Consider the following 22679-nt stretch of genomic DNA (forward strand, 5'->3'; position numbering starts at 1 on the left):
TCGAGCCGAGACGAGGAGATCCCATGACGACCCCGGAGACCGACCTGGTGCACCCTGCAGACCAGGTCATCGCCCAGGCCGAGCACCCTGACCGCCCGCACGACGAGCACTCCCCCGAGGAGCCCGCCGGGCACGGATACATGTCCGAGAAGGAGAAGTACCTCTCGCGCGTGCGCCGCATCGAGGGGCAGGCGCGCGGCATCCACCGGATGATCGAGGACGACACCTACTGCATCGACATCCTCACCCAGATCAGCGCGATGACCTCCGCGCTGGAGAACGTGGGGCTCGCCCTGCTGGACGACCACCTGAAGCACTGCGTGGCCCATGCCGTGCAGAACGGCGGCGACGAGGCCGAGGAGAAGCTGCAGGAGGCCCAGGCCGCGATCCGCCGGCTCGTGAAGTCCTGACGCACGCAGCCCCGCCCCGTGAAGTTCCGAGACGGGCCGCGGAATCCGACCTGCCAGGCGCGCGGCCGACGTCGACACCTTCCCGCCCCCGCGACGGGTCTGGCAGCTCCTAGACTGGCGCCATGGTCACACCCCTGCGCGGCACGCTGCTGCTCGTCGGTGGCACCGCCGCCCTCGGCGGCACCTCGCTGCTGATCTCCTCGATCGCCGCCGACCCGATCGTGATCGCCGCCCTGCGATGCCTGCTGGCGGTGCCGATGCTGCTGCCGATGATCCTCTGGGAGCTGCGCCGCGTCGACCGACGCGCCTCGCTGCCCCGCCGGACCGTCGTCGGCGCGCTGCTGGCCGGGCTGGCGCTGGGGGTCGACTACAGCTTCTGGAACACCTCGATCGGCGCCGTCGGCCCGGGCATCGCCACTGTGCTGCTGAACATCCAGCTGGTGATGCTGCCGCTGATCGCCTGGCTCTCTGAGGGCACCCGGCCGATGCGCCAGCTGGCGCTGATCATCCCGCTGATGCTGGCCGGCGTCGCACTGACCGCCGGCGTGCTCGACGTCGACCTCGCGCAGCTGCGCCTCGGCGGGGTGTTCGCCGGGCTGGCGGCCGGCACCGCCTATGCGGTCTATCTGGCCGTGATCCGCCGCACCGCCCCGGCGACGACGCGGCCGGCCTCGTTCACCGTGCTGGGGCTGGTCTGCCTGGCCGCCGGGCTGGCGGCGGCGACGGCGAGCCTGGTCACCGGCGGCTTCGAGATCCCCGCCGAGCCGCTGGCCTGGGGGCAGCTGCTCGCCCTCGCGCTGCTCGGCCAGGTGGTGGTCTTCTGGTGCCTCAACGTCGGCATGACCGGGGTCTCGGAGACGACGACGAGCACGCTGCTGCTCCTGCCCGGCGTCTTCGCGCTGGCGCTCAGCGCCGTGCTGCTGCGCGAGACGCCGACGCCGGCCCAGCTGCTCGGCTGCGCGGCGATCATCGGCGGGGCCTGGTGGGCCGCGCAGGCCTCGCACCGGCACGCCCGACGCCGGGCGGCCGGCGCCGATCCGGATGTCACGTCCGGACCCGGTCGTCACGCCCGGACCGAGACGTGACATCCCGGTGAGGACGTGACACGACGACGGCCCGGCCCCGAGGTCTCGCCCCGGAGCCGGACCGCCCGGGTCAGTGCTGAGCCGTCGGCTCAGTGATCGTGGGAGTCGCCGCCCTCCTCATGCTCGTGCGAGTCGCCGTCCTCCTCGGCACCTTTCTCGTCGCCACCCTCGTCTCTAGCCTCGCCGTGCTCGGCGTCGCTCTCCGCAGAGACGCCCTCGACCACCTCGCCGTCGGCGGCGGTGATCTCGTTCGGGGTGAAGCCGACGTCGACAGTGTTGAGGACCTCGCCGGCGGCCAGGTCGACCATGTGGATCTGCTCGGCGTCGGGCTCGGTGATGTAGGCGATGTCGTCGACGACGCGGATCGCCGGCCGCGGCTCCTGCCACTCGTCCGGCTCGGTCCAGGAGTCCATGATCTCCAGCGTCTCGAGCTCCTCGCCGGTCTCCTCGTCGAAGGTGTGCAGCACCCCGTCCTCGGCGAGCACCAGCGCCTCCCCCTCGGGGCCCCGCGCCAGCGAGCGGAAGTTGTAGGCGGCCCCGACGTCGGCACGGGTGATCTCCTCGGACTCGGAGTCGATCAGCGCGATCTCGGTCATCGGCTCCTCGGCGTCCTCGTCGGTGTTGTAGTCGCCCAGCAGCACCGGCGAGTCCTCGGCCGGGAAGAGGTTGCCGCTGCGCGCGTAGTCCGGCTCGGCGTCGATCTTGGTGAAGCTCTCGCCGTCGTAGAGCAGGACGCCGTCCTCGCAGCCCACTGCGATGGTGCCGTCGGAGAGCGCGGCCTCGCCGTGCACCCCCGGGCAGTCCTCGCTGCGGGCGATCTCCTCGCCGTCGGCGTCGACCACGTGGGCGCCGCTGCGCTGCTCCTCGTCGCCGAGGGTCTCCAGCCGCGAGCCGTCCTCGAGCACGACGGCGACGCCGTGGTGGGCCTCGGCGGTCTCGGCGGCCTCAGTGGGCAGCTCCTCGGCGTAGCCCTCCTCTGCCAGCGTCGACAGGTCGGCGAGGTCGTAGGTGCGGATGTCCCCGGTGCCGTCGAAGAAGAGCGCGCCGGTGCCGTGGTGGGGCACCGCGTGCCCGGGGTGGTCGCCGTCGACGGTGACATCGGTGAGCACCGGGTCGGTCGTGTAGTAGTGATTGTGCGAACCGTGCGGCTCGCCCCAGGTGCCGGCGTCCAACAGGCGGAAGCCGCCGCCCTCGGTGAGGAAGACATGACGTCCGTCGCCGGCCGGGTTCACCCGCAGGAATCCCTCGGCGTCGAAGTCGCCGAGCGTCTCCAGCGTGGCGCCGTCGAGCACGGCGACGCCGCCGTCGTGGGTCACCGCCAGGCGCGTCGTCGGGCCGGCGGCCTCCTGCGCCTCGCGCTCGGCAGGGTCGACGGCCTCGGAGGCGGAGGACGAACCCTCCGGCTCGTCGTCGGACGCACCGGCGGACCCGTCGGCACACCCGGCGAGGGCGACGGCGGAGACGAGCAGCAGGGACAGGGAGGCGGAGTGATGTCGTTTCATGCGAACCATTCTCACCAATCCCGAGGCGTGTTGCAAATCATTCTCAATCACCCGTCGACGAAGAGCCGAGCCGCCCAGGTGTCGCTTTGTGTCCGCGGGCCGCCGCTGGACCCCGGCGGCTCCATAGACTGGCGGACATGCCCAGCACCCAGTGGAACCCCGGGGCCTATCTGACCTACGCCTCGGAGCGGACCCAGCCGTTCATCGATCTGCTGCAGCGCGTGCGCGCGCCGCAGGCGACCTCGATCCTCGACCTCGGATGCGGCCCCGGCAACGGGATGCCGGTGCTGCGCGGCATGTGGCCGCATGCGCGGATCACCGGCGTCGACTCCAGCGCCGAGATGCTCGACCGCGCCCGCGAGGCCACCGACGACGACCGGATCAGCTACCGGCGCTCCGACATCCGCGAGATCACCCTCGACGAGCCGGCCGACCTCGTGGTCTCCAACGCCGCCCTGCAGTGGCTGCCCGACCATCGCGCCCTGCTGCCGCGCCTGATGGACCTCGTCGCCCCCGGCGGCACGCTCGCCGTGCAGGTGCCGGGCAACTTCGGAGCCCCCAGCCACCGGCTGCTCGCCGAGCTCGCCGGGCGTGAGCCCTACGCGGCCCACGTCGACGCCGGATCGCTGCTGCAGCCGACGGCAGAGGTGGCCGACTACATGCTCGACGTCGCCCGGCCCGGCTGGCAGATCGAGGGCTGGGAGACCCGGTACCACCACGTGCTGACCGGCGAGGACCCGGTCTTCGAGTGGATCTCCTCGGCCGCGGCGCGGCCGGTGCTGCAGGCGCTGCCGGAGCCGGAGCTCTCCGCGTTCGTCGCCGAGTACAAGGCCGCGCTGCGCGAGGCCTACCCGAAGACGGCGCTGGGCACGATCCTGCCGTTCCGCCGACTGTTCCTCATCGCCCGCCGCCCGCAGGAGTGACCCGGGCGGGCCCGGCGCCCAGCTGACCCGGCACGCAGCGGGTCCGACGCGGCCGACGGCGGCGTCGAGGTCGGACGCGTATGATCGACGGCGCCCGGACGCCTGCGCCGGGCCGACCCCCTCCGGGCCGGCCCGCACGGCCCGGCACGCCCCGCACGTCCCGATCAGCGAGGTCCCATGCCGCTCCACCCCGCCCCGACGCCGCGCACTCCGTGGATCGTGATGAGCACCTACGTGCTGGTGACGCTGGCCCTGGCCTGGGCGGTCACCCTGCCGCTGGTGGTGCAGTCCCCGGCCGAGCGCACCGATGCTCCGCTGGAGCTGCACCAGAACCTCTTCCTGCTGAGCCCGCTGGTCGGCGCGATCGTCGCCTGGTTCGTCGAGCGCCGTCAGCCCCTGGCCGTACTCCACGGCGTGACGGCGGGTTCCCGCGGCGCGAGCACGGCGGGCGATGCGAATGCCGCTGATGCCGCCGACGACGCCGGCGAGGAGATCTCGCAGAACGGCGTCACCTCCCCGCTGCGCCGCCAGCACCTGGCCGATGCGCTGGGCCTGACTCCGCTGCGTCCGGTCTCACGGCTGATCAGCTGGTGCGTGCTGGCGCTGCTGCTCTTCCTCGCCCTGACGCTGGCCGCGCTCGGCGTCGGCGCGCTGCTCGGGGTCTACCCGCTGGACCTCTCGATGCCGCTGTTCACCCAGGATCTGGCCCGCCGGCTGGGCGAGCAGGACGGCGGCCAGTTCCTGGTCAGCGGCCTGCTGGTCGAAGTCGGCGTCATCGTCGTCTCGGCGATCGCGACGATGCCGCTGCATGCCACGGCCGAGATGGGCTGGCGCGGCTGGTTCTTCCCCCGGCTGCAGCGCCGCCTGGGCCCGACGGCGGCGGTGCTGGCCACCGGCGTGCTCACCGGGGCCTGGCACACGCCGCTGCTCGCCGTCGGCTTCCACTACACGGACACCCCGCTGCCGCTGGCGGTGCTGCTGATGTGCGGCTACTGCGTGGTGATCGGCGGCCTGCTGGCCTGGATGCGGATGCGCTCGGGCTCGATCTGGCCGGCGGCCTTCGCCCAGTCGATGATCACCGCCGCGACGATCCTGCACTTCTGGTTCGCCGGCGCCGACCCGCAGTTCGACTACCGGGCGGCGACGCTGCAGGGCTGGTCCGGCTGGATCATCCCCGGGGTGCTGCTGGGCGCCCTGCTGCTGGCCCGACGTCGGGCCTTCGCCCCGACCGGCTGAGCCGGCCCCGTCGAGTGGGCGATCTGTGCAGGTTTCGGCCGTCTGCGCGCGCCGAAACCTGCACAGATCGCCCTCTCGATGCGTGTACCCGCCGCACCCGTCTCCGCATGCCCGCACGTCGGGACTCACCCGCCCCCGCGTCCCTGATGAGTCTCGTTTTTCCTGCCGGAAACAGCCCGATGCCACGGGTGAAACACCCTCTTGGAAGGGTGGGCGCCATCGTCATCACCTCCCCCGGGACCGGCCCGTCCGGCTCCGGGGAGGACGACACCCGACGGCGGAAGGCAGGACTGCACGATGAGCCCCACTCCCCACCCCTCCGGGCAGCTGACCGAGGAGCAGCCACGTTCTGCGACGACGACTGACGACGCCGGCGCGACGGGCCCGACCGACCGGCTCGTCGTCGAGCGCGGCCGCTGGATCACCAACTGGCAGGCCGAGGACCGGGACTTCTGGGAGGGGCCGGGCCGCCCGACGGCGCGGCAGAACCTGATCTGGTCAGTCTTCTGCGAGTTCCTCGGCTTCGCGGTCTGGCAGCTCTGGTCGGTGACGGTCATCTTCCTGCCCGAGGTGGGCTTCTCGCTGACCACCGGCCAGCAGTTCTGGCTGGTCTCGCTGCCGCCGCTGGTCGGCGCGACGCTGCGCATCCCCTACAGCTTCACCGTCGCCCTCTTCGGCGGGCGGAACTGGACGATCGTCTCCGCGGCGCTGCTGCTGATCCCGACGCTGGCGATCACGCTGACCCTGGGCAACCCGGAGACCCCGATCTGGGTGCTCTTCCTCATCGCCGCGGCGGCGGGCTTCGGCGGCGGCAACTTCGCCTCCTCGATGTCCCACATCACCTTCTTCTACCCCGCCCGCGAGAAGGGCGCGGCGCTGGGGATCAACGCCGCCGGCGGCAACCTCGGCGTCGCGGTCTCGCAGCTGCTGGTGCCGATCGTCGTCAGCGCCGCCGCCTTCGGCGCCCTGCAGCCGAACCTGCCGATGGCCGGGCTGTTCTGGATCCCGTTCATCCTGGTCGCGATCTGGGGCGCGAGGCGGTACATGCACAACCTCTCGCACGCGAGGAACGACATCGCCGGTTCGCTCTCGACGCTGCGGGAGAAGCACCTCTGGGTGATCGGGCTGATCTACATCGGCACCTTCGGCTCCTTCATGGGCTTCGGCTCGGTCTTCCCGACGCTGATCACCATGACCTTCCCGGAGTTCTCCTCCTTCCAGGTGCTCGGCGCCGCGCTCTCGCTGGCCTTCCTGGGCCCGCTGGTCGGCTCGCTCTCCCGCCCCTGGGGCGGCCGGCTGGCCGATCGCTCCGGCGGCGCCCGGATCACTGCGGCGACCTTCCTGATCATGGCCGCAGTCACCGCGCTGGTGGTGCTGACCCTGCCGCTGGAGAACTTCTGGCTCTACCTGACGCTTTTCATGGTGCTGTTCACCCTGACCGGCATCGCCAACGGCTCCAGCTACCGGATGATCCCGGTCGTCTTCCGGATCTCGGTCCGCGCCGACGACCGCGTCGGCCATGAGCGCAAGGCCTCGGCCGCGCTGGGGCTCATCGGGGCGATGGGCGGCTGCGGCGGCTTCGCGATCCCGCAGATCCTCAACGCCTCGCACGGCTCCACCGGCGCCTTCGACGTCGCTTTCTGGTGCTTCGCCGCCGCCTACGTCGGCTTCGCCGCGCTGACCTGGGCGGTCTACCTGCGGCCGGGCACCGTCTTCTCCCGGGCGAACGTCTGAGGCCGCGATGACCGAGACTGCTCCGACGACGCCGGCCGGTCCGGGCTCCGGCTCCGAGGCGCCGCAGACGCGCAGCGTGCAGACCCACTGCCCGTACTGCGCGCTGCAGTGCGCGATGACCCTGACGGTCACCTCCTGGCCCGACGCCGCCGACGACTACGCCGTCGCCGGCGCGGAGTTCCCCACCAACCGCGGGAGGCTCTGCCGCAAGGGGGCGACGGCGGCGGAGCTGCTCACCCGCGACGACCGGCTGACCGCCCCGCTGCTCCGCGGCGCCGACGGCGAGCTCCGCGAGACCGACTGGGACGCCGCCCTGGACCACGTCGCCGCGCGGATCGCGGCGCTGCAGGCCGAGCACGGCCGCGACGCCGTCGGCGTCTTCGGATCCGGCGGGCTGACCAATGAGAAGGCCTACGCGCTGGGAAAGTTCGCCCGCACGGTGGTGGGCACCGCGCAGATCGACTACAACGGCCGGTTCTGCATGTCCTCGGCGTCGAAGGCCTCCACGCTGGCCTTCGGCCTGGACCGCGGGATGCCCTTCCCGCTGACCGATCTGGACGACGCGGCGACCATCCTGCTGCTGGGCTCGAACGTCGCCGACACCATGCCGCCTTTCGTCCAGCACCTTCAGGGCGCGCGGGAGAAGGGCGGGCTGATCGTCGTCGACCCGCGGCGCTCGACCACTGCCGCGCTGACCGAGGGCGAGGCCGGCTTCCACGTCGCCCCCTCCCCGGGCGGCGATCTGGTGCTGCTGCTCGCCGTCGCCCAGGTGATCCTCGAGGAGGGCTTCGCCGCCGAGGACTATCTGGCCGAGCGCGTCGACGGGCTGGCCGCCTTCCGGCGGTCGGCGATGCGCTGGTGGCCCGAACAGGCCCAGACGGCCACCGGCGTCGGCGCGGACCTGATCCGCCAGCTGGCCCGTCGGCTGGGCCACGCCGCCGCCCGGGCGCGGGCCGGCGGGGATCCGGTGTTCATCCTCACCGGCCGCGGCGTCGAGCAGCACCGCGACGGCACCGACACCGCGCGGGCGGCGATCAGCCTGGCGCTGCTGCTGGGGCTGCCGGGCACCGCCGCCGGCGGCTACGGGACGCTGACCGGGCAGGGCAACGGCCAGGGCGGCCGCGAGATGGGCCAGAAGAACGACCAGCTGCCCGGGGCGCGCTCGATCCTCGACCCGGCCGACCGCGCCCATATGGCCGAGATCTGGGGCGTCGACGAGGCCGCGATCCCCGGCGTCGGCCGGCCCGCCGCCCAGCTGCTGCACACGATGGACACCGGCGACGGGGTCCGCGGCCTGCTGGTCCACGGCTCCAACGTCGCGCTCTCCGCGCCGGACGCCGACCGGGTGGTGGAGAACCTGCGCGCGCTGGATCTGCTGGTGGTCGCCGACTTCTTCCTCTCCGAGACCGCCGCGGAGGCCGACGTCGTGCTGCCGGTGCTGCAGTGGGCCGAGGAGGAGGGCACCATGACCAGCCTCGAGGGCCGGGTGCTGCGCCGCCGGCGCGCCGTCGACCCGCCGGCCGGCCCACGCTCGGAGCTGGAGATCTGGGCCGACCTGGCTCGCCGTCTGGCCTCCGTGCTGGACTTCCCCATCGAGCCGGCCGCCGTCTTCGCCGAGATCGGACGGGCCACGCGCGGGGCGACCGCCGACTACTCGGGCCTGGACTACGCCGCCCTCGACGACGGCCAGGCCGCCTACTGGCCGCTGCCGGCCGGTGCGGAGGAGGCTGACGAGGAGCACACCACCACCGACGAGCCGATCGCCGGAACGGCGCGGATGTTCCGCGAGCGCTTCGCCCATCCCGACGGCCGGGCGAGGCTGACCGACATCCGCGCCGGCCGCGGCATCGCACCGGCCGGCCGGCAGCTGGTCTTCACCACCGGCCGGCTGATGGAGCACTACCAGTCCGGCGCGCAGACCCGCCGGGTCCAGGAGCTGCACGCCGCGCATCCCGAGCCCACGCTCCAGCTGCACCCGGCCGTCGCCGCGCAGTTCGGGCTGGCCGAGGGTGAACCGGCGACCGTCACCAGTGACCAGGGCGAGATGACCGGGCTCGTGGTCCTCGACGACGGGCTGCGCACTGACACCGTCTTCGCCCCCTTCCACTTCCCCGGCGCGGGCACCGCCAATCGCATCACCCGCGGACTGACCGATCCGCAGTCGAAGATGCCGGAGTTCAAGAACACCCCGGTGAGCATCCGGCCCGCGGAGACGCTCGAGACCCCTGCAGCCGAGACGACCGAGGAGCTGCCCCGATGACCGTTCCGTCCTCCTCCCCCGCTCCGCAGTGCCCGGTGCCCGCCGGCGGCGCCGGCGGCGCGGCCGTCCCGCATGTGGTCGTCGTCGGCTTCGGCCCGGTGGCCGCCCGCCTGGTCGACGAGCTGCACGACGCGATCGCCGACGGTGCTGTGCGGCTGACCATCCTCGGCGCCGAGCCCCGACCGGCCTACCAGCGCATCCGCCTCGGCGACGTCTCCGTCGGTCGGACGGCGCCGGAGGACCTCGCGCTGGCCGACGACGCCGAGCTGGTCGGCCTCGGCGTCGACGTCCGCTGCGGGGTCACCGCGACGGCGCTGCATGCCGCGACCCGGGTGCTCACGCTCAGCGACGGCTCGGCGCTGCACTACGACCGGCTGGTGCTGGCCACCGGCGCGGAGGCGATCATGCCGCAGATGCAGGTGGAGAGGCGCCGCGACGGCGCGGTCGACGCCGAACTGAGCATGCGCGCCCGCCGCACGGCCGAGGCCGGCGGCGAGGCGGGCGAGCGCTTCCCCGACGGCGTCATGGCGCTGCGCACGATGGAGGATGCGACCACTCTCCGCGCCGCCGTCGCCGCCGGCGAGCCGGTGGTGGTGCTCGGCGGCGGCGTGCTCGGCGTCGAGGCCGCCCTGGCCGTCGCCGAAGCGGGGGCGCCGGTGACGCTGGTCCACCGCGGCACCGCACCGATGGGCCGGCAGGTCGACGCCGACTCCGGCCAGCTGCTGCGTCGCGAGCTGGTCGCCGCCGGCGTCGACGTCCGCTCCGCTGCCGACATCCACACCGTCGTCTCCGACGACGGGAGACTGACTGCAGTGCGCACCTCGCGCGACGAGAAGCTGCCTGCCCGGCTGCTGGTCGCCTGCTGCGGCGTGCGCCCGCGACATGAGCTGGCCTCCGACGCCGGGCTGCCCACCCGATGGGGCGTGCACGTCGATCGCGACTGCCGCAGCCTCGGCGACGAGCACGTCTTCGCGATCGGCGACTGCGCGGCCCACGAGGGTCGTGACCCGTCCGGGCTCATCGGCCCGGGCTGGGAGCAGGCCGAGCTCGCCGCCGCGGCGCTGCGCCGCGACCTGGGGCTGGCCGCCGCCGTCGAGCGCGATGCCGCCGGGCACCCGGTGGACCTTGCCCGCCCGGACGACGCCGGGGAGGCCGCCGAGGCGGTCGAGGACCCGCGTCTGGAGGTCATTCTGATGAAGTCGAAGACGCTGTCGGTCGCCTGCGCCGGCACCACCCAGGTGGACCCCTGGGCGCCGGATGCGCCGACGGTCTCGACCTGGTCGGATCCGCAGGCCGGGCAGTACCTGCGCATCGTCACCGAGGGCGAGCGGCTGCTGGGCTTCGTCTCAGTGGGCATGGCACGCACCGCCGCCGAGCTGGCGGTGCACGCGAGCCGCGGCACTCTGCCGGTGGCCGACCGCACCGCACTGGTCGCCGCCCAGCACGCCACCGCCGAGCAGGAGCTGGGCGACGACGATGTCCTCTGCCGCTGCTCCGGGGCGACGGCGGGCATGGTCTCCGAGGCCGCCGAGACCTGCTCGACAGTGGACGAGGTCGGCGCGGCCTGCCGGGCGGGCACCGGCTGCGGGACCTGCCGTTCGTCGATCGAGAAGGTTCTGGCCGCCGCGCCAGCGTCGGTCTGAGAGTATCCGTCCGTCGTGCATTGCCCAATACTCAGTGCATTCGACTGGCCCCGGGGAACAGCATGAACCTTCGAAACTCGATCCTAGTTCCTATCGAGCTATACACCCCATGCTGAACTCAAATTAATCATTGTTCCATAATACCTCACTTGAGGACTGGGGATCGAGATTTCGCCCAGGTCCACAGGACCTGCGCTTGATCTTTACAAGGGACGAAATCAGTTATCGTCATCGATGCCGGCCAGGCTTGCAGAAATGCTTGAGACCTTCTCCCTGACAAGTTGCGGAGAGTCGACGAGCCGGTAGGAACTCACTCGGCTCCCCCCTTCCGTCGATCGACGAACCGATCCAATTAGCGGATGTTCCAGAAGCTTGAGAACGTCGCCGATATCATCAGTCGTAGGCCGAGGATCCAACTCATCCCGGACGATAAGGTAGAGCTGTTCCGGCGAAAGCGCCCCCTTAGTCACTTCATCGGCTTCTCGCGCTTCCTGAGCGAGAACAGCAACGATTTGGGCAAACAATTCTCGTCGACGCTCCGCTTGGACCCACACAGCTTCCAGACTCTTTCCAGCGTTAGAGTCAGGGTCAACCAAGGAAATGAATTCTGAAGCAGACAAGGGACTACGTTCATGGCGACGAATAAGTTGCCCCAAGTCGCTGGCAGAGAGAAGACGTACCCCGTGTTGCTCGGCGCGTGGACGAACGCGCCCACTGTCGAAGCCTGGCCCCACAAGAACTACGTAGTCGGCTTCGTGCTTATCCTTGTGCTCTGCCAAGGTGTCGAACGAGACCGCCCCTTCATTCACAGATCCACTGCGAGCTGATTTAGCGTCGACGATAACTCGCACCGGGGTACCGTCAGCACTCTCAACCGTCGCGAGGACGTCCGTGTTTCCGCCACCGCCAACATGTCGCGCTTCAAACCCCAGGAAGGAAAGCGCCTCAGCTGCGGCCTTCTCCAGACGAACGGGCGACTCCCCATCGACAGAAGCCCATTCCAGCTCCTTCGCCAACAACTCGGCCGATGACTGCGAACCATCATGACGAGACTCATCGCTGACAGAGATTTCGGCGACGTTCTCGCTCATAGAATCCTGAAGGGGAACCTCCTGAACGAGCCGCTCGCCAAGGGGCGTGGGATGGAACCGCCAATTGGCCAGCTCGCTAATTAGACCCGCCGCCTTGAGCAGCTGGAGCCGAGTACGGATACCACCGACATCGACGCGAGTCAGGCCGAAATAGGAATGCGCAGCACGGGCCAAATCGGGCGCCTTGTCACTCTCGTATAGCAACGGGATAAGCTCCAGCATGGCCAAGAACTTGGCGTGCAAGATTAACACCAGGTCCAAAGGTTCCTGCGACTCCAGCCAGGCCGTCGCCGGGCTGGTCGGCGAATATACGTTGAAACCCGTCTGCTCCAAAAGTCCAGATTTCGTGAGAGTCGTCAGGGCGGCACCAAAAGAACTCTCTGACATCCGGAATGTTTCCTTTGAGAAAGTCAGCAAGTCCGCCCGCGTGATATGTGGTGAAGCAGCATTGACCAACAGGTATAGAGAATCGACAATGCTTGTTTCACCGTTCCCCCGTGGGATGTAACCAAACGGCGACGACCGTCTTCCCAAAGTGTTCTGATCCAACTGCTCGACCAGCGCCTTGATCGCCGCCGGGGAAGCAGGCACCTCTACGACTACAGCCGAGGGCTGTGGCATCCGTTCGGGGCCGCCTAGTTGAAGTCGCCCGAGAGCTTCATGTCCAAGATCCGTGAGCTGAATGAGATCGTTAGTCCGATACTCGACCAGCCCAAGTACCAACATCCAAGCCATTCTGCGTCTGACTTGGTCTGCTGTCGACCATTCAAGTTGATACTCAGTCGCGGCTGTCTCCTTCAGCATCCGCACACTCGTGGGTTCGACACTGATCGCGTCCAGCATCTCGCCTACATACCGCACGTGACGGTGAAAAAGAGACAATAGAGCCAGTGGATCCTGGGACTCCATCCACCGACGGGCTTCTTGCGGTACTGCAAAGTGCTGTCGGTCCACCGTCGACACCAAACCTGCAGGGCTAATTTGCTTCACGGCATCCCGCAGCTTTCTGACGGTACCGTCTGCGATCTCCACCGTCGCGGTCGCCAGTCCATCTTCAGCGTCGACGGCGTTCAAGATCCGCATCAATGTGTGAACCTGGTTCCGCCCACCTCCCGGAAGTGAAGGCATACTCGATATTCTTGAAGCCCACGGGAGTGGAACCACTGCACCCTGTTCAACTACTTCTGGACCCGACTCGTTCATACGTTCCCCTCGGCACTCCGTCCGTACACGATTCGTTCTTCATATCATGTGCTGAGACGCGCGCGACCCTGGCGCCGCTCCGGTAGGCTGCACGTTGCTACCGACCTCCCCGATACAGTTACCGCAACACATGCAGTTCGGCCAGCACTGGCACCTTCTGCCCGTGCGCCGGTCCTACGCTTAGTCCTTCACAGTGAAACCCACCTCGTGCCACCCGGTGGCGCCGTCCGGGACCGTCGCCCTGACCTCCTCGGTCTGGGTGGCGCCGTCGCCGTCGGTGGCCCGGACCCGCAGCCGGTGCTCGCCGGGGCCGACGTCGTCGAGCCGCAGGGAGAACTGCCGCCAGGTGTCGATCCCGCCGGCGGCGGCGAGCTCGGCCGACTGCCACGCGCCGTCGTCGAGCTGGATCTCCACCGCGGCGATGCCGCGATGCTGGGCCCAGGCGGTGCCGCCGACGGCGACCTGTCCGGTCGAGACCCGGGCGCCCTCGCGCGGGACGTCGATCCGTGAGGCGGTCTTGATCGGCCCGCGCGCCGACCAGCCGCGGTCGGTCCAGTAGGCCGTGGCGTCGGCGAATCGGGTGACCTCCAGCTCGACGACCCATTTGGTCGCCGAGACGTAGCCGTAGAGCCCCGGCACCACCAGCCGGGCCGGGAAGCCGTGCTCCGTCGGCAGCGGCTCGTCGTTCATCCCGACCGCCAGCAGCGCGTCGCGCTCATCGCTCAGCGCGGCCAGCGGCGTGGAGGCGGAGAAGCCGTCCGTCGAGCGGGAGAGCACCATGTCGGCCTCGGGCAGCGGGCCCGCCTCGGCCAGCAGCGTCCGCACCGGCAGCCCCAGCCACTTCGCATTGCCCACCAGGTCGCCGCCGACCTCGTTGGAGACGCAGGCCAGCGTCACCCAGGCCTCGACCAGGTCGCGCTCGAGCAGCTCGTCGAAGTCGAGGGTGACCTCGCGCTCGACGAGTCCGTGGATGCGCAGCCGCCAGCTCCGCGGGTCGACGTCCGGCGGGACCAGGGCGGTGTCGATGCGGTAGAAGGTGTCATTCGGCGTGGTCCAGCGCGGCATGCCCGCGACGTCGGCGGACACTGCGGACGGGCGCGGGGCGCGGCGCGCCGGCCGCGGCAGCGTGATCGTCTCGCGCAGTCGCCGGCCGGCATGCAGGACCGAGGCGCCGAGGCGCCCGGCGACGAGACCGGCCGCGCCGAGCACTCCGACGGTCGCGGCCAGCCCGATCACGCTGCGGCGGCGCGGAGCCGACGCCGAGGACCCGGCCGAGGAGGACGACGACGGCGACGACGGCTGCGAGCCCGGCTGCCTCTCCGCCGCGCGGGCTCCGCGGCGCACCAGGCCCTCGAGCACGAGCAGCCCGAGGACGATCCCGCCGACGGTCGGCAGCACGGCCGGCAGCCAGGCGATCCCGACGAGTCCGACCTCCGGCCGGGAGACGACGGCGGCGGCGAGCCCGAGGCCGACGCCGAGCACGAGGAGCCGGGCGATCACGCGACGCGTGCGGGCGAGCAGCCCGAGCGCGGCGGCGAGCGCCGTGGCGACGACGCCCATGACCACGAAGAGCGCGATCTTGTCGGCGGTGCCGAAGAGGGTGATCGCCGCGTCCTTCAACCAGGCGGGGCTGGCGTCGATGACCACGGCTCCCAGCGCCAGCAGCGGCGATCCGTCCGGGATCAGCAGGCCGGCCAGGAGCTCGGCCGTGCCGAGGGCGGCCAGCGCGGCGGCACAGCCGATCAGCGCGGCCGCAGGACGGGTCAGGCCGGGCTCCGCCACGGCGTCGTCCTCCTCGATCCGGCGGCACAGCTCATGCTTGATCGTGCGCGCGGGAGGCTCGACCGGTCAATGCGGCGCGTCCTGGGCCCCGCCCTGGGCGACGACGCCCTCATCCCGCCCGCTCCTGAGAAGCCGAGATCACCGAGTTGTCGCAGGATTCCCGTGGTGCAGCACGGTGATCCTGCGAAGACTCGGTGATCTCCGGGGCTCCACGGCAGAATCGCGCCGGATCAGACCACGACGGCGACGCGGCCGGCGTCGTCGACGCGCACGGCGAAGACCTGAAGCCGCGGGCCCTCCTGGCTCAGGCACTCGCCGGTCTCCAGGCAATAGACCTGCTTATGGATCGGCGAGGCGAGCGTGGGCCGCCCCTGCTTGGTGCCGACGATGCCGCGGGCCATCACATGCGCCTTCGCGACGTCGTCCCTCTGCGAGACGGCGAAGATCCGGTCGCCGGGCACGCGGATCAGCGCGATCTGCACCCCGTCGACCAGGGCGGCCTCGCCGAAGAAGGGCTCGAGGTCCTCCAGCCGGCACACCACATGCTCGGTGCCGGCCGGCGACGCCCCTCCCGACGGCTCGTCGGCGGTCTCGTGCGCGGTGCGGGCATCCAGTGCAGCTGTCATGCCGACCAGGCTAGGCCTGCGGCGTTTCAGCCGTCGTGCCGCGGTGTTTCCCGCCGGTGAAACGCCCTTCATCCCGCCTGACTCCTCACCAGAGGACCTCGTCATCCTGGCTTTACAGAGGGGATACGGCCGGGAAATCGCCCCCGCCTAGCGTGGAACGCACCCGAAGTCGGGGACGGCGTCGCCGCAGATCTGCGACGGCCGCAGAGCGCGGCCGTACGGCGCCGATCGACCGCCGCGCCCTCCGGGGCGCCCGGCACCGACCGATCGCGAAGGGGAGTTCCGATGTCTGCACCCAGCACAGCGACCACCACCGACGGCGCGCCGACCGGCGAGGCCCGCCGCATCGTCGTCGTCGGCGGCGGCCCGGCCGCCCACCGGCTGACCGAGGCGCTGCTCGCCCGCCGGCTGCCTGGGACGACCATCACCGTCTTCGCCGAGGAGCCCGTCGCCCCCTACGACCGGGTCGCGCTGTCCAGGCGATTCGAGACTGACGACGACCTGCTGCTCGGCGAGCCGAGCCTCTGGGAGCATCCGGCGGTGACCCTGCGCACCGGCGTCGCCGTCACCGGGATCGACCCGGACGCGCGCACCGCCACCACCGCCGCCGGCGAGACCGTCGACTACGACGAGCTGGTGCTGGCCACCGGCTCCTCGGCCCCGCGCCCGCCGATCGAGAACAGCGAGCACATCGCGGTCTACCGCACCCTCGACGACGTCGACTGGCTGCGGGCGAAGGCCGCCGAGCTGGCCGAGGGTCTCGGCCGCGCTCCGCGCTGCGCGGTCATCGGTGGCGGGCTGCTCGGTCTGGAGGCCGCCGGCGGACTGCAGGGCCGCGGCGCCGAGGTCACCGTGGTCCATTCCCGCCCGTGGCTGATGAACGCCCAGCTCGACGAGTTCGGCGGCCGCACGCTGAACCGGCTGCTCGAGCAGGAGGGCTGCACGCTGCAGCTGGGCGAGCGCCCGGCCGCGCTGACGGTGGACCTCGAGCGCGCCGAGCGGACGCATCCCTATACGCTGCACTTCCCCACCGCCGACGACGTCGCCGCCGACCTGGTCGTCGCCGCCATCGGCATCACCGCCCGCGACGAGCTGGCCCGCGCGGCCGGCCTGGAGCTCGGCCCGCGCGGCGGGGCGGTCATCGACGACACCTGCGCGACGTCGGCGGACGGCGTCTGGGCCATCGGCGAGGTCGCCTGCTTCGAGGACACCACGATGGGCCTGGTCGCCCCGGCCAACGCGATGGCCGAAGTCGTCGCCGACCGGCTGGCCGGCGGGGACGCGACCTTCGACGGCTTCGACACCGCGGCGAAGCTCAAGCTCGCCGGCGTGGACGTCGCCTCCTTCGGCGACGGATTCGCCGAGGCCGACGACGCCCTGGAGGTCGTCTTCGCCGACCCGGCCGAGGGCGTGTACCAGAAGCTGGTCGTCTCCGACGACGCGAAGACCCTGCTGGGCGGCATCTTCGTCGGCGACGCCAGCCCCTACTCCTCGCTGCGGCCGCTGCTCGGCCGCGAGCTGCCCTCCGAGCCGGGCAGCTTCCTCTCGGCCGCCGGCGGCGAGCCCGCCGAGGTCGAGCTGCCCGACGACGCGCAGATCTGCTCCTGCCAGGACGTCTGCGCCGGCAGCATACGCTCCGCCGTCGCCGGCGACGGCGAGAATCCGCCCTGCGGCGACATCGGCGCGATCAAGGCCTGCACCGGGGCGGGCACGCAGTGCGGCTCCTGCCTGCCGCTGACCAAGAAGATCATGGAGAAGGAGATGCGCAGCCAGGGTCTGGAAGTCTCCACCGCCCTCTGCGAGCACTTCGCCCACTCGCGCAGCGAGCTCTTCGAGGCCGTCCGTGCCACCGGGCTGACGTCCTTCACCGCGATCGTCGACCGCTTCGGCACCCCGGCCGACGCCGCGACCAACTTCGGCTGCGACATCTGCAAGCCGGCGGTGGCTTCCATCCTCGCCGCCGAGTACGACGAGCACATCCTCGACGACGGCCGCGGCGCGCTGCAGGACACCAACGACCGCGCACTGGCCAATATGCAGAAGGACGGCACCTACTCGGTGGTCCCGCGCGTGCCGGCCGGCGAGATCACTCCGGAGAAGCTGGCGGTCATCGCCGAGGTCGCCCGGGAGTTCGACCTCTACACCAAGATCACCGGCGCCCAGCGCATCGACCTGTTCGGCGCCCGGCTGGAGCAGCTGCCGTCGATCTGGAAGCGGCTGGTCGACGCCGGCTTCGAGTCCGGCCAGGCCTACGGCAAGGCGCTGCGCAACGTGAAGTCCTGCGTGGGCTCGACCTGGTGCCGCTACGGCGTGCAGGACTCGGTGGCGATGGCCGTCGAGCTGGAGATGCGCTACCGCGGGCTGCGGTCGCCGCATAAGCTGAAGTTCGGCGTCTCCGGCTGCGCCCGCGAGTGCGCCGAGGCCCGCGGCAAGGACGTCGGCGTCATCGCCACCGCTGAGGGCTGGAACCTCTACGTCGGCGGCAACGGCGGCGCCACCCCGGCCCACGCCGAGCTGCTGGCCAAGGACCTCGACGACGAGACGCTGCTGCGCTACATCGACCGCTGCATCATCTACTACGTGCGCACCGCCGACCGGCTGCAGCGCACCGCGCACTGGATGGCCGAGCTCGACGGCGGCGTCGACCACGTCCACGACGTCGTGGTGCAGGACTCGCTGGGCATCGCCGCCGATCTCGAGGAGGCCATGGCCCGCCACGTCGACACCTATGAGGACGAGTGGGCGGCCACGCTGCGCGACCCGGAGAAGCTCCGCCGCTTCCGCAGCTTCGTCAACGCCCCGGAGGCTCCGGACACCGGGCTGTCCTACGTCGTCGACCGCGACCAGCGCCGCCCGGCCACCGAGGAGGAGCTCGCCGCCGCCGAGACCGGCGAGGGCCCGGTGCTGCTCTCCGGCCCGCGGATCCCGGTGCGCGGGGCCGACGCGCCGCAGCCGGCGGGAGTTGGGGTGAGCTCATGAGCGGCGGGACTCCGCGGGGCGCCGTGACCCTGGTGGGCGGCGGGCCGGGCGCCGGCGACCTGATGACCGTGCGCGCCCGGGACGCGCTGGCCGCCGCCGACGTCGTCTACCACGACCGGCTGGCCCCCACCGACGACCTGCCGGCCTGGGCGCCGCGCGCTGAACTGGTCGACGTCGGCAAGCGCCCCGGCCACCACCGCGTGCCGCAGGAGGAGATCGGCCGGATGCTGGTCTCCGCAGCCCGCGCCGGACGCGTGGTGGTCCGACTCAAGGGCGGCGACCCCTACGTCTTCGCCCGCGGCGGCGAGGAGGTCGCCGCCTGCCGCACGGCCGGCGTGCCGGTCACCGTGGTCCCGGGGATCTCCTCGGCGATCGCGGTGCCGGCCGCGGCCGGCATCCCCGTCACCGCTCGCGAGGTCTCGAAGGCCGTCACCATCATCTCCGGCCACGATCCGCTCTCCGAGGAGGAGCTGGCCGGGCTGGTCGGCCTGGGCGGGACTGTGGTGGTGCTGATGGGGGTGGGCACGCTGGGCCACACCGTCTCCGGGCTGCAGCGCCGCGGGATGGCGCCGACGACGCCGACGGCGATCATCGAACAGGGCTTCGGCGCCGCCCAGCGCACCTCGATCGCCCCGCTCTCCGAGGTGCTGGCCGCTGCCGCCCGGCGCGGCGTGCGGGCCCCGGCGGTGCTGGTGGTCGGCGACGTCGTCGCCCTGGCCGCCGACGAGCCCGGCACCGGCGAGGCGACGGCCGAAGGGCCCGGCATGCGACGCGTCCGCGCACTGGCGACGACGGCGGTGGGATGATGGTCCCCATGGAGCAGCATCCCTCGACCGCCGCCCCCGCCGACCCGCCGTCGGCCGACACGAGCGCGTCCTCCCCCGCCCCGCCCGGCGGCGGGCTGCCGCAGTCGCTGACCGGCTTCCGCATCGGCGTGACCTCCGACCGGCGCAGCGAGGATCTGATCTCGGCGTTCGAGCGCCGCGGCGCCGAGGTCATGCACGCCCCGGCGCTGCGCCTGGCCCCGATGACCGAGTCCGCGACGCTGCAGCACGACACGCAGGCGGTGATCGACGCCGCCCCGGACTTCACGATCATCACCACCGCCTACGGCATGCGCCGCTGGACCGAGGCCGCCGACGCCCAGGGAACGGGCACGGCGCTGCACGTGGCGCTGGACGGCTCCTCCATCCTGGTCCGCGGCCCCAAGGCCCGCGGCGCGGTGCGGGCCGCCGGGCTCGACGACGACGGCGCCGCCGAGGACGAGCGCACCGCCACCGTCATCGACATGCTCCTCGAGCACGACCTGGCCGGCAGGACGGTGGCCTTCCAGCTGCACGGCCGCACCGACCACGAGCAGATCGCGCGGATCGAGGCCGCCGGCGCCCGGGCGATCACCGTGATGCCCTACGCCTGGATGAAGCCGGCCGAGGACTCCGAGCTGCTGCGGATGATCGAGGCGGTGATCGACCGACAGCTGGACATCGTCACCTTCACCGCGGCCCCGGCGGTGGACGCCTTCCTCGAAGTGGCCCACCAGTACGGTCAGGCCGAAGCGATGCTGGAGGCCTTCCGCTCCGACGTCACCTGCGCGGCCGTCGGCGACGTGACCGCCGCCCCGCTGCTGGACTCCGGCGTCCGGCCGATCATCCCGTCGCGCTGGCGGCAGGGGGCGCTGATCCGACTGGTCGGCGACCACCTGGAGCAGCACCAGACGCTGCGGGCGACCACCCGGCACGGTCCGGTGGAGCTGCGCGGCGCGGAGGTGCGCTTCCCCGAGGTCAGCGCCGAGCCGGTGCGTCTGGCCCCGGGGCCGCTGGCGCTGATGCGCGCCCTGGTCAAGGCCGAGGGCGCAGTGCTCTCGCGCGCGCATCTGCTGACCGTGCTGAACCAGTGCGACTCCGAGCATGCCCTGGAGATGTGGGTCTCGCGGCTGCGCAAGGCGCTGCCGGTCTCCGACGTCATCTCCACAGTGGTCAAGCGCGGCTATCGCCTGACAACATGACCTGAGCGCACGACGACGGCGGCGCGGCGGGCCGAGCCGAGCGGCGCGACGTCAGGGGCGTCGGGCCGCGGGCGCTCGTCGTCGTCGGCACGCGTCGGGGGCCGGACGGCATACTGGAGCCATGATCACCGTCACCTCCCCCGCCTCTCGCGCCCGGCGGCCAGCCCGGCTCGGCGTCGCCGTGCTGACCGTCGGCACGCTCGCGCTGCTCACCGGCTGCGACGACTCCCCCGACGCGCCCCAGGCACCGGCCGAGACGCTGGCCGAGGCGCTGACCACCGGCGACTTCTCCGAGGTCCCCGTCGACGGAGCGGCCGCCGGCGATCTCGAAGCCGCCGTGGCGAACCTCCACGAGCCCTTCGGCGAGATCGACCCGGAGATCACCGTCGGCGAGATCGCCCTGGACGTGCCGGAGGAGGACTCTCCGCAGGCGCCGACGGCGACGGTCCCGCTGCACCACGCCTGGGACCTCTCCGAGCTGGGCGCGCCGGACGAGACCTGGGAGTACGACACCGAGGCCGAGTTCACCTACTCCCGCGAGGCCGAGGAATGGCGGCTGGAGGCCGACGTCGAGGACGTCCTCGCCGACTACGACGGCGCCGAGGCGGTGGGCATCTCCACCGTCTCCGGCGACCGGGGTCGCATCATGGACCGGCACGGCAAGGCGATCGTGCGCGACCGGGAGATCATCCGCGTCGGCCTCGACAAGACGCGGCTGACCGACGACGACTCCCCCGCCTCGGAGAAGCGCCAGCGTCAGGCGGCGCGTCAGCTGGCCGAGCTGGTCGACATCGACGCCGAGAGCTACGCCGACAAGGTGGTGGGCTACGGCGACGAGGCCTTCGTCGAGGCGGTCCCGCTGCGCGCGGACTCGGACCGGGTCACCGCCGAGGAGCTGGAGTCGATCCCCGGCGCGGTCGGACGCGAGGACACCATGCCGCTGGCCGAGTCGTCGGACTTCGCCCCGCTGCTGCTGGGCCGCGTCGGCGACGTGACCGCCGAGGACCTCGAGGAGGACGAGACGCTGCAGACCGGCGACACCATCGGCCAGTCCGGCATGCAGGGGACCTACGACGACGTGCTGCGCGGCGAGGGCGGGCTGCGCATCCACGTGGGAGGCCAGACCCAGCACACGGTCGAAGCCAGCGCCGGCGACGACGTCGACACGTCCCTGGAGCCGCGGCTGCAGCAGCTCGCCCAGGACACCATCGCCGAGCAGGACTCGGCCGCGGCGCTGGTGGCGATCAAGCCGTCCTCGGGCGAGGTCCTCGCCGCGGCCAGCCACACGCCGGAGAGCAGCTGGGTGCCGACGGCGACGCAGGCGACCTATGCGCCCGGCTCCAGCTTCAAGATCGTCTCCTCGCTGACGATGCTGCGCGACGGGATCGAGCCCGACTCGACGGTGCAGTGCCCGATGAGCACCACAGTGCACGGCCAGGCCTTCAACAACCATGAGGGCTTCTCTCCGGAGTATCTGGGCGACGTGACCTTCCAGGAGGCGGTGGCGACCTCCTGCAACACCGTCTTCGTGGACCGCTGGGACGACACCACCTCCCCCGAGCTGCAGCAGGCCGCCGCCGACCTGGGGCTGAGCAACGAGCTCCAGGACATCGGGATGCCGGCGGACTTCGGCTCGGTGCCCGAGGACTCCGAGCGCAACGAGCTCGGGGCGAACCTCTTCGGCCAGGGCGTGGTCGAGACCTCGGCGCTGGGGATGGCCACTGTGGTCTCCTCCGTGGCCGCCGGCGAGACCGTCCACCCGTGGCTGGTGGACCCGGAGGACCAGCAGGACGCCGAGGAGGGCTCGGACGAGGACTCGGAGGAAGGTTCGGAAGGTGACTCGGACGAGAGCTCGGAGAACTCCGAGGAGTCCGGGCTGACCTCCCAGGAGGCCGAGGACCTGCGCACGCTGCTCTCCGACACCGTCGACTACGGCACGCTGGAGACGATGGAGGAGATCCCGGGCGCGCCGGTGCTTGCCAAGACGGGCACTGCGCAGGCCGGGTCGGACGAGGACATGTACGCCCACACCTGGGTGGTGGCCGTCCAGGACGATCTGGCGGTGGCGATCTTCGTCGAGGAGGGCGAGTACGGCTCCTCGACCAACGGTCCGCTGCTCCACGACTTCCTCACCGGAGCGCCCGACATCCTCGAGTGATCAGCCCCACCCCCGGGGACAGCCCCTCCCCTCCGGGGATGA

The 22679-nt window shown here is 71.5% G+C and carries 15 protein-coding genes; 11 read left to right on the top strand and 4 right to left on the bottom strand.

The features are described 5' to 3' along the window. The first annotated feature begins 23 nt into the window (after window positions 1-23). Window positions 24-410, top strand: a complete 387-nt coding sequence (locus tag ABD652_RS10970) for a metal-sensitive transcriptional regulator (RefSeq protein WP_344721250.1) — start codon at window positions 24-26, stop codon at window positions 408-410. Between the two features lie 122 nt (window positions 411-532). Then, complete coding sequence (locus tag ABD652_RS10975; protein WP_344721252.1) at window positions 533-1495, top strand: DMT family transporter; 963 nt, start codon at window positions 533-535, stop codon at window positions 1493-1495. 89 nt (window positions 1496-1584) lie between these two features. Here ABD652_RS10975 and ABD652_RS10980 read toward each other — a convergent pair whose 3' ends face one another. Further along, window positions 1585-2997 (bottom strand): hypothetical protein, encoded by a 1413-nt coding sequence (locus ABD652_RS10980; RefSeq protein ID WP_344721254.1) that lies wholly within the window; start codon window positions 2995-2997, stop codon window positions 1585-1587. A 137-nt stretch (window positions 2998-3134) separates the two neighbouring features. Between ABD652_RS10980 and ABD652_RS10985 the strand changes: the two genes are divergently transcribed. The 5 genes from ABD652_RS10985 (at window position 3135) to ABD652_RS11005 (ending at window position 10793) form a co-directional block, all read left to right on the top strand. Beyond that, window positions 3135-3920 carry a methyltransferase domain-containing protein gene (locus ABD652_RS10985; RefSeq protein WP_344721256.1) on the top strand — a complete coding sequence of 262 codons (786 nt, stop codon included), beginning with the start codon at window positions 3135-3137 and terminating at the stop codon, window positions 3918-3920. A gap of 177 nt (window positions 3921-4097) precedes the next feature. Next, entirely contained in the window at window positions 4098-5156 is a 1059-nt protein-coding gene (locus tag ABD652_RS10990) for a CPBP family intramembrane glutamic endopeptidase (RefSeq protein ID WP_344721258.1), read from the top strand. 297 nt (window positions 5157-5453) lie between these two features. After that, on the top strand, window positions 5454-6890 hold the full coding sequence (locus ABD652_RS10995) for an MFS transporter (RefSeq protein ID WP_344721260.1): 1437 nt from the start codon (window positions 5454-5456) through the stop codon (window positions 6888-6890). 7 nt (window positions 6891-6897) lie between these two features. After that, entirely contained in the window at window positions 6898-9150 is a 2253-nt protein-coding gene (locus tag ABD652_RS11000) for a molybdopterin oxidoreductase family protein (protein WP_344721262.1), read from the top strand. After that, entirely contained in the window at window positions 9147-10793 is a 1647-nt protein-coding gene (locus tag ABD652_RS11005; protein WP_344721265.1) for an FAD-dependent oxidoreductase, read from the top strand. The genes ABD652_RS11000 and ABD652_RS11005 overlap by 4 nt, the downstream gene beginning before the upstream one ends. A 218-nt stretch (window positions 10794-11011) precedes the next feature. On the opposite strand, the gene ABD652_RS11010 is transcribed toward ABD652_RS11005, so the two are convergent. The 3 genes from ABD652_RS11010 to nirD form a co-directional block, all read right to left on the bottom strand. Beyond that, window positions 11012-12967, bottom strand: a complete 1956-nt coding sequence (locus ABD652_RS11010; protein WP_344721267.1) for a restriction endonuclease — start codon at window positions 12965-12967, stop codon at window positions 11012-11014. A gap of 300 nt (window positions 12968-13267) precedes the next feature. Beyond that, complete coding sequence (locus ABD652_RS11015) at window positions 13268-14869, bottom strand: molybdopterin-dependent oxidoreductase (protein WP_344721269.1); 1602 nt, start codon at window positions 14867-14869, stop codon at window positions 13268-13270. A 230-nt stretch (window positions 14870-15099) separates the two neighbouring features. After that, window positions 15100-15495 carry a nitrite reductase small subunit NirD gene (gene nirD / locus ABD652_RS11020; protein WP_344721271.1) on the bottom strand — a complete coding sequence of 132 codons (396 nt, stop codon included), beginning with the start codon at window positions 15493-15495 and terminating at the stop codon, window positions 15100-15102. Between the two features lie 285 nt (window positions 15496-15780). Here nirD and nirB point away from each other — a divergent pair, with 285 nt between their 5' ends. From nirB to ABD652_RS11040, 4 genes are all read left to right on the top strand, one after another. Next, on the top strand, window positions 15781-18474 hold the full coding sequence (gene nirB / locus ABD652_RS11025; RefSeq protein WP_344721273.1) for a nitrite reductase large subunit NirB: 2694 nt from the start codon (window positions 15781-15783) through the stop codon (window positions 18472-18474). After that, a complete protein-coding gene (gene cobA, locus ABD652_RS11030) occupies window positions 18471-19280 on the top strand; it encodes a uroporphyrinogen-III C-methyltransferase (protein ID WP_344721275.1) in 810 nt (269 codons plus the stop codon). Before nirB ends, cobA begins: the two co-directional genes overlap by 4 nt. Window positions 19281-19288: 8 nt before the next feature. After that, window positions 19289-20479, top strand: a complete 1191-nt coding sequence (locus ABD652_RS11035; protein WP_344721277.1) for a uroporphyrinogen-III synthase — start codon at window positions 19289-19291, stop codon at window positions 20477-20479. Between the two features lie 121 nt (window positions 20480-20600). Next, on the top strand, window positions 20601-22637 hold the full coding sequence (locus ABD652_RS11040; RefSeq protein WP_344721279.1) for a penicillin-binding transpeptidase domain-containing protein: 2037 nt from the start codon (window positions 20601-20603) through the stop codon (window positions 22635-22637). Window positions 22638-22679: the final 42 nt, after the last annotated feature.

The organism is Nesterenkonia halobia (assembly GCF_039536005.1).
Lineage (GTDB): Bacteria > Actinomycetota > Actinomycetes > Actinomycetales > Micrococcaceae > Nesterenkonia > Nesterenkonia halobia.

Bases quoted from the DNA above. Each gene is read 5' to 3' on its own strand.
- ABD652_RS10970 (WP_344721250.1), top strand. From the start codon at position 24: ATGACGACCCCGGAGACCGACCTGGTGCACCCTGCAGACCAGGTCATC.
- ABD652_RS10975 (WP_344721252.1), top strand. From the start codon at position 533: ATGGTCACACCCCTGCGCGGCACGCTGCTGCTCGTCGGTGGCACCGCC.
- ABD652_RS10980 (WP_344721254.1), bottom strand. From the start codon at position 2,997: ATGAAACGACATCACTCCGCCTCCCTGTCCCTGCTGCTCGTCTCCGCC.
- ABD652_RS10985 (WP_344721256.1), top strand. From the start codon at position 3,135: ATGCCCAGCACCCAGTGGAACCCCGGGGCCTATCTGACCTACGCCTCG.
- ABD652_RS10990 (WP_344721258.1), top strand. From the start codon at position 4,098: ATGCCGCTCCACCCCGCCCCGACGCCGCGCACTCCGTGGATCGTGATG.
- ABD652_RS10995 (WP_344721260.1), top strand. From the start codon at position 5,454: ATGAGCCCCACTCCCCACCCCTCCGGGCAGCTGACCGAGGAGCAGCCA.
- ABD652_RS11000 (WP_344721262.1), top strand. From the start codon at position 6,898: ATGACCGAGACTGCTCCGACGACGCCGGCCGGTCCGGGCTCCGGCTCC.
- ABD652_RS11005 (WP_344721265.1), top strand. From the start codon at position 9,147: ATGACCGTTCCGTCCTCCTCCCCCGCTCCGCAGTGCCCGGTGCCCGCC.
- ABD652_RS11010 (WP_344721267.1), bottom strand. From the start codon at position 12,967: ATGCGGATCTTGAACGCCGTCGACGCTGAAGATGGACTGGCGACCGCG.
- nirD (WP_344721271.1), bottom strand. From the start codon at position 15,495: ATGACAGCTGCACTGGATGCCCGCACCGCGCACGAGACCGCCGACGAG.
- nirB (WP_344721273.1), top strand. From the start codon at position 15,781: ATGTCTGCACCCAGCACAGCGACCACCACCGACGGCGCGCCGACCGGC.
- cobA (WP_344721275.1), top strand. From the start codon at position 18,471: ATGAGCGGCGGGACTCCGCGGGGCGCCGTGACCCTGGTGGGCGGCGGG.
- ABD652_RS11035 (WP_344721277.1), top strand. From the start codon at position 19,289: ATGGAGCAGCATCCCTCGACCGCCGCCCCCGCCGACCCGCCGTCGGCC.
- ABD652_RS11040 (WP_344721279.1), top strand. From the start codon at position 20,601: ATGATCACCGTCACCTCCCCCGCCTCTCGCGCCCGGCGGCCAGCCCGG.